The organism is Cupriavidus phytorum (assembly GCF_003254285.1).
GTDB lineage: Bacteria > Pseudomonadota > Gammaproteobacteria > Burkholderiales > Burkholderiaceae > Cupriavidus > Cupriavidus phytorum.
Window position 1 is genome coordinate 344585 of sequence record NZ_QKZN01000002.1, and the last position, 14499, is coordinate 359083.

At 66.9% G+C, this 14499-nt stretch carries 14 protein-coding genes; 13 read left to right on the forward strand and 1 reads right to left on the reverse strand.

What is annotated here, in order from left to right:
• Nucleotides 1-22: 22 nt before the first annotated feature.
• The 10 genes from zapE to C7416_RS07025 all read left to right on the forward strand — a co-directional run bounded on the left by zapE (nt 23) and on the right by C7416_RS07025 (nt 9358).
• On the forward strand, nt 23-1120 hold the full coding sequence (zapE, locus tag C7416_RS06980) for a cell division protein ZapE (protein ID WP_111517742.1): 1098 nt from the start codon (nt 23-25) through the stop codon (nt 1118-1120).
• Between the two features lie 104 nt (nt 1121-1224).
• Nucleotides 1225-3828, forward strand: a complete 2604-nt coding sequence (locus C7416_RS06985; protein WP_111517743.1) for a heavy metal translocating P-type ATPase — start codon at nt 1225-1227, stop codon at nt 3826-3828.
• A 2-nt stretch (nt 3829-3830) separates the two neighbouring features.
• A complete protein-coding gene (gene ccoS, locus C7416_RS06990) occupies nt 3831-3977 on the forward strand; it encodes a cbb3-type cytochrome oxidase assembly protein CcoS (protein WP_010809469.1) in 147 nt (48 codons plus the stop codon).
• A 149-nt stretch (nt 3978-4126) separates the two neighbouring features.
• A complete protein-coding gene (ccoN, locus tag C7416_RS06995; protein ID WP_111517744.1) occupies nt 4127-5575 on the forward strand; it encodes a cytochrome-c oxidase, cbb3-type subunit I in 1449 nt (482 codons plus the stop codon).
• An 18-nt stretch (nt 5576-5593) separates the two neighbouring features.
• Entirely contained in the window at nt 5594-6253 is a 660-nt protein-coding gene (gene ccoO, locus C7416_RS07000) for a cytochrome-c oxidase, cbb3-type subunit II (protein WP_111517745.1), read from the forward strand.
• Between the two features lie 3 nt (nt 6254-6256).
• Nucleotides 6257-6421, forward strand: a complete 165-nt coding sequence (locus C7416_RS07005; protein ID WP_010809472.1) for a cbb3-type cytochrome oxidase subunit 3 — start codon at nt 6257-6259, stop codon at nt 6419-6421.
• Nucleotides 6422-6423: 2 nt separating this feature from the next.
• Nucleotides 6424-7341 carry a cytochrome-c oxidase, cbb3-type subunit III gene (ccoP, locus tag C7416_RS07010; protein ID WP_111517746.1) on the forward strand — a complete coding sequence of 306 codons (918 nt, stop codon included), beginning with the start codon at nt 6424-6426 and terminating at the stop codon, nt 7339-7341.
• A 49-nt stretch (nt 7342-7390) separates the two neighbouring features.
• The gene (ccoG, locus tag C7416_RS07015) at nt 7391-8863 is read left to right on the forward strand and encodes a cytochrome c oxidase accessory protein CcoG (RefSeq protein ID WP_111517747.1); all 1473 of its coding nucleotides are present in this window, start codon (nt 7391-7393) and stop codon (nt 8861-8863) included.
• Nucleotides 8864-8906: 43 nt separating this feature from the next.
• Entirely contained in the window at nt 8907-9116 is a 210-nt protein-coding gene (locus C7416_RS07020; protein WP_111517748.1) for a FixH family protein, read from the forward strand.
• A complete protein-coding gene (locus C7416_RS07025; protein ID WP_111517749.1) occupies nt 9113-9358 on the forward strand; it encodes a hypothetical protein in 246 nt (81 codons plus the stop codon). The genes C7416_RS07020 and C7416_RS07025 overlap by 4 nt, the downstream gene beginning before the upstream one ends.
• Nucleotides 9359-9412: 54 nt before the next feature.
• Here C7416_RS07025 and fnr read toward each other — a convergent pair whose 3' ends face one another.
• On the reverse strand, nt 9413-10138 hold the full coding sequence (fnr, locus tag C7416_RS07030) for a fumarate/nitrate reduction transcriptional regulator Fnr (protein ID WP_018007730.1): 726 nt from the start codon (nt 10136-10138) through the stop codon (nt 9413-9415).
• A gap of 77 nt (nt 10139-10215) precedes the next feature.
• On the opposite strand from fnr, the gene C7416_RS07035 reads away from it, so the two are divergent.
• From C7416_RS07035 to rluB, 3 genes are all read left to right on the forward strand, one after another.
• Complete coding sequence (locus C7416_RS07035) at nt 10216-10974, forward strand: sulfite exporter TauE/SafE family protein (RefSeq protein WP_111517750.1); 759 nt, start codon at nt 10216-10218, stop codon at nt 10972-10974.
• 586 nt (nt 10975-11560) lie between these two features.
• Nucleotides 11561-12382 carry an SMC-Scp complex subunit ScpB gene (gene scpB, locus C7416_RS07040; RefSeq protein ID WP_111517751.1) on the forward strand — a complete coding sequence of 274 codons (822 nt, stop codon included), beginning with the start codon at nt 11561-11563 and terminating at the stop codon, nt 12380-12382.
• A 5-nt stretch (nt 12383-12387) separates the two neighbouring features.
• On the forward strand, nt 12388-14259 hold the full coding sequence (rluB, locus tag C7416_RS07045) for a 23S rRNA pseudouridine(2605) synthase RluB (RefSeq protein WP_111517752.1): 1872 nt from the start codon (nt 12388-12390) through the stop codon (nt 14257-14259).
• The last annotated feature ends 240 nt before the right edge of the window (nt 14260-14499 follow it).

Below are 14499 nucleotides of genomic sequence, written 5' to 3' on the forward strand. Positions count from 1 at the left end.
CCATGCCGCGTGAGCCCCTAGCATGAACGTCACCGAGTACTACGAGAAGGAACTGAAGGAGCGCGGCTACCAGTCCGACGAGGCCCAGCTGCGCGCCGTGGCCCGGCTGCAGCAGTGCTACGACGAATGGGTCGCCTACAAGGGGCGCCGCAACAACGCGCTGAAGAAGCTGCTGGTGCGCCCCGATGTGCCGCAGGGCGTCTATATGTGGGGCGGGGTGGGGCGCGGCAAGTCGTTCCTGATGGACAGCTTCTATACCTGCGTGCCGGTGGTGCGCAAGACGCGGCTGCATTTCCATGAATTCATGCGCGAGGTGCACCGCCAGCTGGAAGAGCTGCGCGGCCGTCCCGACCCGCTCGACGAACTGGCCAGGCGCATCGCGCGCCGGTTCCGGCTGATCTGCTTCGATGAATTCCATGTCAGCGACGTCGCCGACGCGATGATCCTGCATCGCCTGCTGCAGCAGCTGTTCGACAATGGCGTGCAGTTCGTGATGACCTCCAACTACCGGCCCGACCTGCTGTACACCGATGGCTTGCACCGCGATCGCGTGCTGCCCGCCATCGCGCTGATCCAGCAGAAGATGGACGTGCTCAATGTCGATGCCGGCATCGACTACCGCAAGCGCGCGCTGGAACAGGTGCAGGCCTACCACACCCCGCTGGACGCCAAGGCCAACTCGGCGCTGCGGGATGCGTTTACTTCGATTGCCGGCGTCGCCGACGAGTCGCCGCTACTGCATATCGAGCACCGCGAGCTGCGCTCGCTGCGCAAGGCGAACGGGGTAGTCTGGTTCGACTTTGCCACGCTCTGCGGCGGTCCGCGCTCCCAGAACGACTACCTGGAACTGGCCTCGCAATTCCATACGGTGATCCTGTCCGACGTGCCGCGCATGACGCCGCGGATGTCGTCCGAGGCGCGCCGCTTCACCTGGCTGATCGACGTCTTCTACGACCACAAGGTCAAGCTGCTGATGTCGGCGGAAGTGCCGGCCGACGAACTCTATACCGAGGGCCAGATGGCCAACGAATTCCATCGCACCGTGTCGCGCATCATCGAGATGCAGTCGCGCGAGTACCTGGAATCCGAACGCCGCACCATGGATACGACGCTTACCTGAGCGGTATTTCAGGCCCGGCGCAACCATAGCCGGGCCGCCTTGATCTATATCAAGTTGGAATCGAGGGGTGGCCTATATCCTCGACTGGGTAAAAAAAGCTTCCCATGTCGCCCCCCCCAGCCACCAGTCCTTCCGCCAGCTTGCTGGCGCCACAATCTCTCCTGCCGCCCCCGCCCGGCGGGCGCGATGGCGCCGACACCGCTGCGCGCGGCGCCGGCGCGGCACTGGCCTGCTTCCATTGCGGCTTGCCGGTCACCGATGCCGAACCGCTCGCCGCCGACCTGGACGGCAGCCGCCGCGTATTCTGCTGCGGCGGTTGCCAGGCCCTGGCGCAGACCCTCCATGCAGCCGGCTTTGCCCACCTGTACGGCGACGAAGCCCGCTTCGCCCGGCCCATCGACGACGAAGCCCGGCGCCAGGCAGAGCCGATCTGGGCTGCCTACGATGCCCCGGAACTGCGCGCGCAATTTGTCCGCCCGCTCGACGGCGGCCGCGCCGAGATTACGCTGGCTCCCGAAAACATCCGCTGTGCCGCCTGCGCCTGGCTGATCGAACAGCACCTGTCCCGCCAGCCGGGCGTGGAATCGGCGGTCGCCAACGTCGCCACGCGGCGCGTGGTGGTGCGCTGGCGCGACGGCGCCCAGACGGTGTCGGGGCTGCTGGCCGCGCTGGCCGGCATCGGCTACATGGCCTGGCCCTTCGAAGTCTCGCGTACCGACCAGCAGGACCGCCGCGCGCGCCGCGGCCTGCTGATGCGCATGGCGGTGGCCATGCTCGGCATGATGCAGGTGATGATGTACGCGTGGCCGATCTATACCCACGAAGCCACCATCGATCCCGGCCAGCTGCAGCTGATGCGCTGGGCCAGCTTCGCGCTGACCTTGCCGGTGGTGTGCTACGCCGCCTCGCCGATCTTCGCCGGCGCCTGGCGCAGCCTGCGCCAGCGCCATATGGGCATGGACGTGCCGGTGGCGATCGGCGTCGCCGCGGGCTTTGCCGCCAGTGCGCTGGCCACGGTGCGCGGCGTGGGCGAGGTGTATTTCGATTCCGTGACGATGTTCGTCGCCTTCCTGCTGCTGGCGCGCTACCTGGAACTGCGCGTGCGCCAGGCCTCGCGCAGCGGTGCCGAAATGCTGGCGCGCCAGTTGCCTGCCACGTGCGAGCGGCTGGCCACGGCCGGCGCGGCGGGCGAGCGTATCCCGGTCGCGCGCCTGCGCGCTGGTGACCTGATCCGCGTCAAGGCGGGCGAGATCGTCCCGGCGGACGGCGCAGTGACCTCCGGCACCAGCGAACTCGATGAATCCATGCTGACCGGCGAAAGCCGCCCGGTGCGCCGCTGCGCCGGCGACACCGTGCTGGCCGGCAGCTTCAATACCGCCAGCCCGCTGGAACTGCGCGTGTCCAGCGTCGGCGCCGGCACCCGCCTGGCCGAGATCGTCGCGGTGCTGGACCGCGCGCTGGCCGAGAAGCCGCGCCTGGCGACACTGGCCGACCGCGTGGCGGGCTGGTTCGTGGCGACGCTGCTGGTGCTGGCGGCACTGACCGGCTTGGTCTGGGGCCTCTGGATCGATCCGTCGCGGGCCTTGCTGGTGACCATCGCGGTGCTGGTGGTCAGCTGCCCGTGCGCGTTGTCGCTGGCCACGCCCGCGGCACTGGCTGCGGCCGGCGCGGCGCTGTCGCGGCGTGGCGTGCTGCTGACCCGGGGTCACGCGCTGGAAACACTTGCCCGCGTCACCGACGTGGTGCTCGACAAGACCGGCACGCTGACCGAGGGCCGCTTTGCCGTGGCGGCGGTCGAGCCGCTGGGTGAAGCCGATTCCGCCCGATGCCTGGCGCTGGCCGCGGCGATGGAGCGCGGCGGCGAGCACCCGATCGCGCGCGCGCTGGTGGCGGCGGCACCCGATCTTACCGGCCTGCCGCTGCAGGTCAGCGACATGCGCAACGTGCCCGGCCACGGCCTCGAGGCGGTAGTCGCCGGTCGCCGGCTGCGCCTGGGCCGCGCCGACTTTGTCTTGGCGCTGGGCGGTGCTGGCCAGTCTGCGCCGGCCGCTGCCGACAACCTCATGCATCCCGGCGCCACGGTGGTCTGGTTGGGCGCCGAGACCGGCCCGCTGGCGCGCTTCGTCCTGGCCGACGTCGAACGCCACGAAACCCCGATGCTGCTGGCGCGCCTGCGCGAACTGGGCGTGCGCTGCCACCTGGTCTCCGGCGACAACCAGGCCGCGGTGCAATGGTGGGCCGCGCATTTCGGCATCGAGCGCATGGCCGGCGAGGTCACGCCCGAAGGCAAGCGCGACTACGTGGCGCGGCTGCAGCAGGGCGGGGCCGTGGTGCTGGCGGTCGGCGACGGCATCAACGACGCGCCGGTGCTGGCGCAGGCGCAGGTATCTATTGCCATCGGCAGCGGCGCGCCGCTGGCCCAGGCCGGCGCGGACGCGGTGCTGACGCACGGCGGCGTGGCCGAGATCGCGACGGCGCTGGCCGTGTCGCGCCAGACGCGCCGGGTAGTGCGCCAGAACCTGGGCTGGGCCTTCTTCTACAACGTGGTTGCCATTCCGCTGGCGGCGACCGGGCTGGTGACGGCCTGGATGGCCGGCATCGGCATGTCGCTGTCGTCGCTGCTGGTGGTCGCCAATGCCTGGCGCCTGCTGCGCGCCGGCAAACCGCCGCGCACGTCGCGGCGCACGTGGCGGCATAACGGAGCCTGACGATGGAAACGCTTTACCTGCTGGTGCCGATGAGCCTGGTGCTCGTGGTGGTCATCGCGGGCGCGCTGTGGTGGGCGCTTCATGCCGGGCAGTACGACGACCTGGACCGGCCTGCCGAATCGATCCTGCTGGACAACGACAAGCCGTGAGCCCGCGCGCGTGCCTCGGACCGGAGCCGCGCGCGCAGGTTCAAGACGTGCCCGGAGCCGCTTGATAAAGATCAACGCACCCGCGGCATGGTTTTTCTAAAGTCACACTGTCAGTAGGTTTTTTATTTTCTCTAGCATTGGGGGTCTGAATGGATGTCACTGCCGCGTCTTCACGCGTCGACACCTTCAATTACGGCGTCGTAAGACAGTTCGCTGTCATGACGGTAGTCTGGGGGATCGTCGGCATGGCCGTCGGCGTGCTGCTGGCAGCACAGTTGATCTGGCCCGAACTCAATTTCAATACACCGTGGCTTTCGTTCGGCCGGCTGCGTCCGCTGCATACCAATGCGGTGATCTTTGCCTTCGGCGGCAGCGCGCTGTTTGCCACCTCCTACTACGTGGTCCAGCGCACCTGCCAGGCGCGCCTGTTCTGCGGCCCGCTGGCCGCATTCACGTTCTGGGGCTGGCAACTGGTCATCGTCGCGGCCGCCATCACGCTGCCGCTGGGCATCACCACCTCCAAGGAATACGCCGAACTCGAATGGCCCATCGACCTGCTGATCACCGCAGTCTGGGTGGCCTACGCCATCGTGTTCTTCGGCACCATCGTCAAGCGCAAGACCCGGCATATCTACGTCGCCAACTGGTTCTTCGGCGCCTACATCCTGACCATCGCGCTGCTGCACATCGTCAACAACATCGAGATGCCGGTGTCGCTGTGGAAGTCCTACTCGGCCTATGCCGGCGTGCAGGACGCGATGATCCAGTGGTGGTACGGCCATAACGCGGTCGGCTTCTTCCTGACCACCAGCTTCCTGGGCATGATGTACTACTTCATTCCCAAGCAGGCCGAGCGCCCGATCTTTTCCTACCGCCTGTCCATCGTCCACTTCTGGGCGCTGAACTTCACCTACATGTGGGCCGGCCCGCACCACCTGCAGTACACCGCGCTGCCCGACTGGGCGCAGTCGCTGGGCATGGTGTTCTCGCTGATCCTGCTGGCGCCCTCGTGGGGGGGCATGATCAACGGCATCATGACCCTGTCGGGTGCCTGGCACAAGCTGCGCACCGACCCGATCCTGAAGTTCCTGGTGGTGGCGCTGTCGTTCTACGGCATGTCCACGTTCGAAGGCTCGATGATGTCGATCAAGACCGTCAACGCGCTGTCGCACTACACCGACTGGACCATCGGCCACGTCCACTCCGGCGCGCTGGGCTGGGTCGCGATGATCTCGATCGGTTCGCTGTACTACCTGATCCCGCGGCTGTTCGGCGAGAAGCAGATGTACAGCGTGCGCCTGATCGAATGGCACTTCTGGATCGCGACCATCGGCGTGGTGCTCTATATCGCCTCGATGTGGATCGCGGGGGTGATGGAAGGCCTGATGTGGCGCGCCACGCAGCCGGACGGCACGCTGACCTACGCCTTCGTCGAAGCGGTCAAGGCCAAGTATCCGTTCTATCTGATTCGCCTGCTGGGTGGCATGTGCTTCCTGTCCGGCATGCTGCTGATGGCCTACAACATCGCCAAGACCATTGCCGGCAAGCCCGCCGTCGATGCGCCGATTCCGGCCAGCATCGCCGCCTCTGCCCACTGATCAATCCAGGATAGAAAGATGTCCGACAAACAACGCTTCTTTTCTCACGAAACGCTGGAGAAGAACATCGGCTGGCTGATCATCTGCACGATCCTCGTAGTCAGCATCGCGGGTCTGGTCCAGATCGTGCCGCTGTTCTTCCAGCACTCCACCACCGAGCCGGATCCGGGCATCACGCCGTATTCGCCGCTGCGGCTGATGGGGCGCGATATCTATATCCGCGAAGGCTGCGTCGGCTGCCACTCGCAGCAGGTGCGCACGCTGCAGGCCGAGACCGAGCGCTACGGCCATTACTCCACCGCCGGTGAATCGGTGTACGACCATCCGTTCCTGTGGGGCTCCAAGCGTACCGGCCCTGACCTGGCGCGCGTGGGCGGACGCTACTCCGACGACTGGCAGCGCATCCACCTGCGCAACCCGCGCGACGTGGTGCCGGAATCCGTGATGCCGTCGTACCCGTGGCTGGAAAAGGCCGAGCTGCCCACCAACGATATCCAGGCGCGCATGCGCGCGCTGGTCAAGCTGGGCGTGCCGTACACCGACGCCGACATCGCCAAGGCGCCGGACGAACTGAAAGGCAAGACCGAGGAAGACGCGCTGGTCGCCTATCTGCAGGGCCTCGGCACCAACCGCCGCAACGTGCGCGTCGATGCCGCAGCCGCGGCACCGAAGGAGTAAGCCATGGCCATGATCACCGCCATCGCGACCGTCGTGTCCATGGTCGTCTTCCTCGGCATTTGCTGGTGGGCCTGGTCCGCCGGCCGCCAGGCCGCCAACCGCGAATCCGCCATGCTGCCGTTCGCGCTGCCTGACGAAACTACGACAACATCGAGCCGGAACACCTAGCCATGAGCGATTTCATTTCCGATTTCTGGAGTTACTACATTGCCGCCATCGCGCTCATCGGCATCGTCTGGTGCGTATGGCTGCTGTTCTCCCAACGCAAGATCACCAAGACCCCTGGCGGCACGGAAGATACCGGCCATGTCTGGGATGGCGACCTGCGTGAACTGAACAACCCGCTGCCGCGCTGGTGGATGTGGATGTTCCTGCTGGCCTGCATTTTCGGCCTTGCCTACCTTGTGCTGTATCCGGGCCTGGGCTCGTACGCCGGCGTGCTGAAGTTCTCCACGCAGGGCGAACTGGCCGCGCATCGCGCGGCGCAGGAGCGCATGCAGAACGAGATCTACGGCAAGTACCTCAAGATGGATGTCAAGCAGGTGGCGGCGGACCCGCAGGCGCGCGAGATAGGCCAGCGCCTGTTCCTGAACTACTGTGCGCAGTGCCATGGCTCGGACGCGCGCGGCAGCCGGGGCTTCCCCAACCTGACCGACAACGACTGGCTGTACGGCGGCGAGCCAGAGACCATCAGCCAGACCATCGCCAAGGGCCGCAATGGCGTGATGCCGCCGTTTGGCGCTGTCATCGATGCCAAGCAGGCGGGCGACGTGGCGCAGTACGTGCGTTCGCTGTCCGGGCTGTCGTCGGATCCGATCCGCGTGTCGCGCGGCGAGGGCGCGTTCAAGACCACCTGCGTGGCCTGCCACGGCGCCGGCGGCAAGGGCAACCAGGCCCTCGGTGCGCCGAACCTGTCGGACAATGTCTGGCTCTATGGCAGCTCGGAAGCCAGCATCGTCGAGGCCATCCTGAAGGGCCACAACAACCATATGCCGGCGCACGAGGAAATCCTGACGCCCGAACGCATCCGCATGCTGACGGCCTATGTGTGGGGGTTGTCCAATACGGGAGGCGGAGCCGGGCAATGATCGACGACTCATGTGAGCGAGCGCTCGAGGCTCGCGGGAGAACTCGCCCATGAATGCGCCCGGGACCGAAGAAGTGGCCCGGGCGGCCGACCTGCAACGGTCGGCCGCTGCGCCGGGCGAGACCTCGGAAGAAACCCTCTACGAGGTCCGCCGCAAAATCTATCCGCGCTCAGTGAAGGGCGCGTTCTCCAGCTGGCGGGTCTGGCTGGTGATCCTGACCCAGCTGATCTACTACGGCACGCCCTGGCTCCAATGGAACGGACGCCAGGCCGTGCTGTTCGACCTTGGCGAGCGCAAGTTCTATATCTTCGGGCTGGTGCTGTGGCCGCAGGACGTCATCTACCTGGCGGTGCTGCTGGTCATCTCTGCACTGGCGCTGTTCCTGTTCACCGCGATCGCGGGGCGTTTGTTCTGTGGCTACGCCTGTCCGCAAACGGTCTACACCGAGATCTTCATGTGGATCGAGCGGCGGGTCGAAGGCGACCGCATCGCCCGCATCCGCCTCGACGGGGATCCGTGGAGCCTGCGCAAATTCCGCATCAAGGCAACCAAGCATTTCCTATGGGTGCTGATCGCACTGTGGACCGGCTTCACGTTCATCGGCTACTTTGCGCCGATCCGCGAGCTGGGCGGCGAAGTGCTGGCGCTGTCGCTGGGTCCCTGGCAGGCGTTCTGGATGCTGTTCTACGCGTTCGCCACGTGGGGCAACGCAGGCTTCATGCGCGAGCAGGTGTGCAAGTACATGTGCCCCTACGCGCGTTTCCAGAGCGTGATGGTGGACCGCGACACCTATGTCGTGACCTATGACGTCGGCCGGGGCGAGCCGCGCGGCAGCCGCTCGCGCAAGACCGACCATCACCAGGCCGGGCTTGGCGATTGCGTCAACTGCAGCATCTGCGTGCAGGTGTGCCCGACCGGCATCGACATCCGCGACGGCCTGCAGTACGAATGCATCGGCTGCGGCGCCTGCATCGATGCCTGCAACCAGGTCATGGACAAGATGGACTACCCGCGCGGGCTGATCCGGTACACCTCGGAAAACGCGATGCGCAAGGGCCTGTCCGCTGCGGCATCGCGCAAGCGCCTGCTGCGTCCGCGCGTCATCATCTACTCGGTGATCTGGGTGGCGCTGCTGGCGGGGTTCATGGCGTCGATCATGCTGCGCACGCCGCTGAAGGTCGACATCATCCGCGATCGCGGTGCGCTGGGCCGGGAGGTGGAAGGACGCTGGATCGAGAACGTCTATCGGCTGCAGTTGATCAACACCACCGAAGCGCCGATGCATATCCGCGTGCGCGCCGACAGCGATGAACTGAAGGACCTGACCGTCGAATACGACCAGCAGGCCGAATCACTGGCGCCAACCTCCAACCGGCTGCTGCCGATCCGCATCCGCGTGCCGATCGAGGCCGCCAGGCAGGGCACGCACAAGATCAACGTAACGGTAACGAGCGAAGGCACGGAGCAGGGGCATGCCGAAATCCGGCAATCCACCAGTTTTATCGTGCCGCGCGATTTGTGAAGCTAGGCGACTCTGACGTAGTCGCCAGGACGAAGGGGGCAAGATGAGTCAGCAAGGCAATCCGTGGTGGAAGGAACCGTGGCCGTGGCTGCTGATGGCCGGTCCGCTGGTGGCCATGGTGGCGTGCGGCGTGACGATCTGGCTGGCGTCGGCGCATCCCGACCTGCCGGTGCAGGGCGCGGCGCGGCATGGCCTGGTGGTCGAGAAGGTGGAAGCGGTGTCGCCCAGGTCCGCGGCAGCGAGACAGCCATGAGGTTGCGCTGGCTGATGTGGGTGCTGTGGCCGGGCTTCCTGATGGCTGGCCTGGCGACGGCGACGGTGTTTTCCGTCGTCGATCCGGGCGACCTGAAATTCTTCGGCCACCCGATCGAATCGTCGCGCGAGTCGGTCTATACCGTCAGCTTCCTGCTGGCGTGGGTGTTCTGCGCGTTGTCCAGCGGGCTGACGCTGTACACCATGCCGACGCGGCTGTCGGATACGGACGAACTGGAATAGGGAAGGAGCACCGCGTTGCCGGCGCCGCAGGGGGCGCGGCAACGCCGCGGTGGCTCAGCAGCTACGGCTGTAGAGTTGCTTGATGCCGTCGATGTCGATCAGCTTGACATGCCGCTGGCGAATCTGGATCAGCCCGGCTTCGGCGAAGCGCGAGAACAGGCGGCTGACGGTCTCGAGCTTCAGCCCGAGGTAGCTGCCGATCTCTTCGCGGCTCATGCGCATCACAAACTCGGACGCAGAATAACCGCGCGCGGACAGCCGTTCCGACAGGTTGATCAGGAAGGCGGCCAGGCGCTCCTCGGCGCGCATCGAGCCGAGCGTGACCAGCATCAGCTGGTCATGGGTGATTTCCTTGCCCATCAGGCGCAGGAACTGCTGTTGCAGCGAAGGCAGGTCGGCCGACAGCGTCTGCAGGTCGTTCATGCGGACCACGCATACCTCGGTGTCTTCGAGCGCGGTCGCATCGGATGCATGCTGCATCTCGCCCAGGCCGTCGAGTCCGACGATTTCGCCGGGCAGGTGGAACCCGGTAATCTGGGAGCGCCCGTCTTCGGTGGTCACATGCGTCTTGAGCGTACCGAAGCGGATGGCGTAGACCGCAGTGAGCGGGTCACCCATGCGATAGAGGGTTTCCCCCTTGTGCACGCGGATGCGTTCCTGCACCAGCGTGTCGATCTTGGCAAGGTCTTGCTGCGACATGCCGACCGGGAGGCACAGCTGTCCCATCGCACAGGTGGAGCAGCGGGGTGACATCTCGGTAATGGGGATGGAGGTGAGCAATTGGAACCTGCTAGAAATGGCAGCGGGGCACGATATGGTCATTTTACCGTGCGATGTGATGCGGCAGGGAGACAGAATTGACATTTGGAGTATTGATCAGCGTTTTCCTGCTCGCTCTGCTGGGCGGCGTGCACTGCGCCGCCATGTGCGGCGGGGTGGCGCTGGCCGTGGAGCAGCGGCGCGGCAAGGCAGCGCCGGTCAGCCTGGTGCGCAGCCGCACTGCATGGCTTGGCGAGTTGTTGGTGATGCACTTTGGCAGGATTACCACCTATATGCTGCTCGGTGCCGCGCTGGGCGCCGCCGGCGCAACCGCGTGGAAGCAGGATTACCTGCCGGTGCAGCGCTGGCTGTTCGGTGCAGGCAGCCTGATGCTGCTGTGGTCGGGCTGGCGTCTCCTGCGCGGCAGCACCTTTACCGTGAACTGGCTGGAGCGGATGGCGGCGCGTGCCGGCACTGCGGTGGCCGGCCGGCTCGGTGGACTCGCCGGCGCGATGCCGGCCTTCGTGCGGGCGCGCGGGGGGCTGGCACGGCGTTATGGCGTGGGCCTGGCCTGGGGGCTGGTACCGTGCGGCATGGTCTACGGCGCGCTGACGCTGGCGCTGCTGGCGGGCAATGCCGGTTCGGGCGCGCTGGTAATGGGCGTGTTCGGGCTTGGCACGCTGCCGAACCTGCTGGTGCTGTCCGGGCTGTCCGGCTATCTGAGACTGTGGTCGCGGCGACCGGGCGTGCGCCTGGGCGCGGGTCTTGCCGTGATGGCGTTCGGAGGTCTTGGCATCGCCCGAGCGGTGCTGCTGCCACATTCGCTGGCGGAACAGGGCTTCTGTCTGGTGTTTTGATGCGGCACGGGGCATCCTGCGGCGTTGGCACCCCGCGCAAGCAGGATGGTGGTTGCAGGCGGAGCCGGGAATGCCATACAATCGCCTGCATTGCGGTATCGCGCGGAGTCAGACAGGCTGCGGTAAGCAGCGGCGAGCAGCGCCTGGTGGTCTTCCTATCCGAAGGCGCGCTCGGGACGCGGGAAGCGGAAGGCTTTCGATGAGCGCCAGTCCCCGCGGTCCATCCGGTTCAAAAGATCTGGTTCAAAAGTCCGGTTGGCGCTGCGGCGTGGTAGATGCCGGCCTTGCTCCCGATACCCGTATTTTCTTGCGTCCGAGGCGTTCAGTTCGCCGACCGCGATGTCCGTTTGTGCGGACGAGCGACGCAAGAGGTTCGCTGGCCGATCCATGACGGCATGCGGACGATCTCCTGCCGGAAGCCCCGGCAACTCGATGCAAAGAAAGGGAAGTGCACGGCCTGGGTACGGCAGGTATCCGGCTCGCTGCGCAATGAGATGGCGGTGGCTTTGGCACCGCTGTATCCAAAATCTCCGGTGCCCCGGATCCGTCCGGGAGCAGGTGCAAAGACAGGCTGCACACCATCAACATGAATACCCAAGAGGCGAAGATCGTCCTCGAGACGGCGCTGATCTGCGCGCAGGAACCGTTGCGTGTCAACGATCTGCGCCGCCTGTTCGACGATGACGTCGGCGCAGACACCATCCGCGTGCTGCTGGACGAACTGCGCCAGGACTGGCGCCCGCGCGGCGTCGAGCTGGTGGCGCTGGCCAGCGGCTGGCGGTTCCAGAGCCGGCCCGAAATGCGGGAATACCTCGACCGCCTGAATCCGGAAAAACCGCCAAAATACTCGCGTGCGGTGATGGAGACCCTGGCGATCATCGCCTACCGCCAGCCGGTGACCCGCGGCGATATCGAGGAAATCCGCGGCGTGACGGTCAGCACGGAAGTGATCAAGAAGCTCGAGGACCGCAGCTGGATCGAGGTCATTGGCCATCGCGACGTGCCGGGCCGCCCGGCGCTGTATGCCACCACCAAGGCCTTCCTGGACGACCTCGGGCTGCGCACGCTGGACGAACTGCCGCCGCTGGAGGACGCCCAGGCGCAGGCGCAGGCCGCCTTGCTGGAGCAGCAGGCGATCAACTTCGAGGACCTGGCGGCGAACAAGCCGGCCAGCGCCGACGAGGAAGCCTTTGCCGAGCCGGCGCCGGCGCCTGAAAGCGAACCCGCAGCGCCCGAAGACGGCGCCGATGGCTTTGACGCGCAGCCGGCCGCCGACACGGTGGTTGAGGCGGGTGCGGGCGATGCCACCGAACCGGCCGCAACTTCTCCGGGCGGGGCGCGGGAACAGCTGCCGGACGACGGCATCCCGCCGCACCCGAGCGAGCACGACGAGCGCGTGCCGAACTGAACAACATGCAACATCCGATAGTGAATATCTTGTCTGATTCCGTTGAGCAAGACGCCCGCCATGCGGGCGCATCCGCCGACACCGGCGCCGCAGAACCCGGAACGGGCAGCGACGCCGCGCCCCGCCGCAAGGGGCTGCGCCGCGGTCTGAGGAACCTGGTGGCATCCCGCCGCCAGGCGGCGCAGGACCGCGCCGAGGGCGCCGAAGGCGCCGGCGCGGCCGGCCAGGGCGATGCCGGCGAGGCGGGTGCCACCGCCGGCGCGGGCGCCGCCGGTGCCGGGCGCGGCGGCCAGCGCGGCCGCGGCAAGCGCAAGACGGGCGAGGGCGTGCAGGGCGGGCAGGGCAGCCAGGGCGGCAGCAAGGCAGACAAGATCGACCGCGCGGCCCGCGCCGAAGGCGTCGACAAGCCGGAGCAGCCGGCCCGCAAGCGCAAGCAGGGACTGCGCGGCGGCAAGCCCGCGCCGACCGGTGACACCCAGGGCGCCGGCGCGCGCCCGCAGGGCCAGCGCAAGGATGGCGGCAAGCCGCAGGCCGCGCGCAAGGGCCAGGGCGGTGCCGACAAGGCTGCGGCGAGCAGCGAAGACCTGTTCCGCTTCGTCATTTCCGAGCAATACGACAGCGAAGACACCGTCATCCCGCGCACCAAGGCCAAGCCGGTGCGCGAGCTGTCCGCCGAAGACGACGCCCCCAAGCTGCACAAGGTGCTGGCCGAGGGCGGCCTGGGCTCGCGCCGCGAGATGGAAGAGCTGATCCTGCAGGGCCGCGTCTCGGTCAACGGGCTGCCTGCCCATATCGGCCAGCGCATCCTGCCGGCCGACCAGGTCCGCGTAAACGGCAAGCTGATCCACCGCAAGGTGTCGACCAAGCCGCCGCGCGTGCTGCTGTATCACAAGCCTGCCGGCGAGATCGTCAGCCAGTCCGATCCGGAAGGCCGTCCGACCGTGTTCGATAACCTGCCGCGCATCAAGACCGGCAAGTGGGTCGCGGTGGGCCGTCTGGACTTCAACACCGAAGGCCTGCTGATCTTCACCACCTCGGGCGACATTGCCAACCGCTTCATGCATCCCCGCTACGGCGTCGAGCGCGAATACGCGGTGCGTACGCTGGGCGAGCTGGCCGAGGCCGACCGCCAGCGCCTGCTGCACGGCATCAAGCTGGACGACGGCGAGGCCAACTTCCTGCGCATTGCCGACGGTGGCGGCGAAGGCGCCAACCATTGGTACCACGTGGCCCTGACCGAAGGCCGCAACCGCGAAGTGCGCCGCATGTTCGAGGCGGTCGGCCTGACCGTGTCGCGCCTGATCCGCACCCGCTACGGCCAGTTCCTGCTGCCGCGCGGCCTCAAGCGCGGCCGCTGGCAAGAGGTGGAGCCGAATGACGTCAAGACGCTGATGAGCAGCGTCGGCCTGAAGGTGCCCGGCAAGGGCGAGCAGGCGCCCAAGGGCGCCACCAAGGTGGGCGGGCGCAAGCAGCGCACCGAGGCGGCGATTGCCGGCATGCCGATGCATACCGGCATGGACGGCCTGCCGCGCTTCGACCAGGGCGGTCCTCGTGGCGGTGGCGGCGGCAGCCGCAGCAGCCAGCCGGATCCGATGAAGACGTCGATGGGCTATATCAGCCACGGGCCGACGCTGCTGACTTCGCATGCCGCCAACCTCGGCGGTGGCCGCGGCGCCGGTGCGCGCCAGGGACGTGGCGGCGCCGGCATGGGCGGCATGGGCTCCGGGAAGGGGCAGGCCGGCCAGGGGCAGGGCAAGGCGCGCCGCGGCGGCGAAGCCAATGGCAACGTGATGCCGAAGGCAGCGAAGTCGGGCGGCAACCGTTCGCAGCGTGGTGGTGGCGGCAATCGCGGTGGCAACCGCGGCGGCAACCGTTAAGCGCTGTATGCGGCGCGCGGCGGGCGGAACGCCTGCCGGCGCCGGGTGCGGTCCGCGGTAATGTCTGGCTTTTGCCTTTTCGACATAATCCGCGTATAATTCAAGTCTATTCAAAAAGCCATCCTCGTCCGAGGATGGGCGAATGATGGGCATTGCGCCCATTTTTTTTTGGTTCGCCCGTTTTCGGTACCTCCGCCTGGGGCGGAAGGGGGTGGCGGACAGGCAGCGCTGCAGTGGGTC

Coding starts and splice junctions, on each gene's coding strand:
- ccoP (WP_111517746.1), top strand. CDS start 6,424: ATGAGCGATTTCATTTCCGATTTCTGGAGTTACTACATTGCCGCCATC.
- C7416_RS07005 (WP_010809472.1), top strand. CDS start 6,257: ATGGCCATGATCACCGCCATCGCGACCGTCGTGTCCATGGTCGTCTTC.
- rluB (WP_111517752.1), top strand. CDS start 12,388: ATGCAACATCCGATAGTGAATATCTTGTCTGATTCCGTTGAGCAAGAC.
- ccoN (WP_111517744.1), top strand. CDS start 4,127: ATGGATGTCACTGCCGCGTCTTCACGCGTCGACACCTTCAATTACGGC.
- ccoG (WP_111517747.1), top strand. CDS start 7,391: ATGAATGCGCCCGGGACCGAAGAAGTGGCCCGGGCGGCCGACCTGCAA.
- C7416_RS06985 (WP_111517743.1), top strand. CDS start 1,225: ATGTCGCCCCCCCCAGCCACCAGTCCTTCCGCCAGCTTGCTGGCGCCA.
- ccoS (WP_010809469.1), top strand. CDS start 3,831: ATGGAAACGCTTTACCTGCTGGTGCCGATGAGCCTGGTGCTCGTGGTG.
- C7416_RS07025 (WP_111517749.1), top strand. CDS start 9,113: ATGAGGTTGCGCTGGCTGATGTGGGTGCTGTGGCCGGGCTTCCTGATG.
- scpB (WP_111517751.1), top strand. CDS start 11,561: ATGAATACCCAAGAGGCGAAGATCGTCCTCGAGACGGCGCTGATCTGC.
- C7416_RS07020 (WP_111517748.1), top strand. CDS start 8,907: ATGAGTCAGCAAGGCAATCCGTGGTGGAAGGAACCGTGGCCGTGGCTG.
- zapE (WP_111517742.1), top strand. CDS start 23: ATGAACGTCACCGAGTACTACGAGAAGGAACTGAAGGAGCGCGGCTAC.
- ccoO (WP_111517745.1), top strand. CDS start 5,594: ATGTCCGACAAACAACGCTTCTTTTCTCACGAAACGCTGGAGAAGAAC.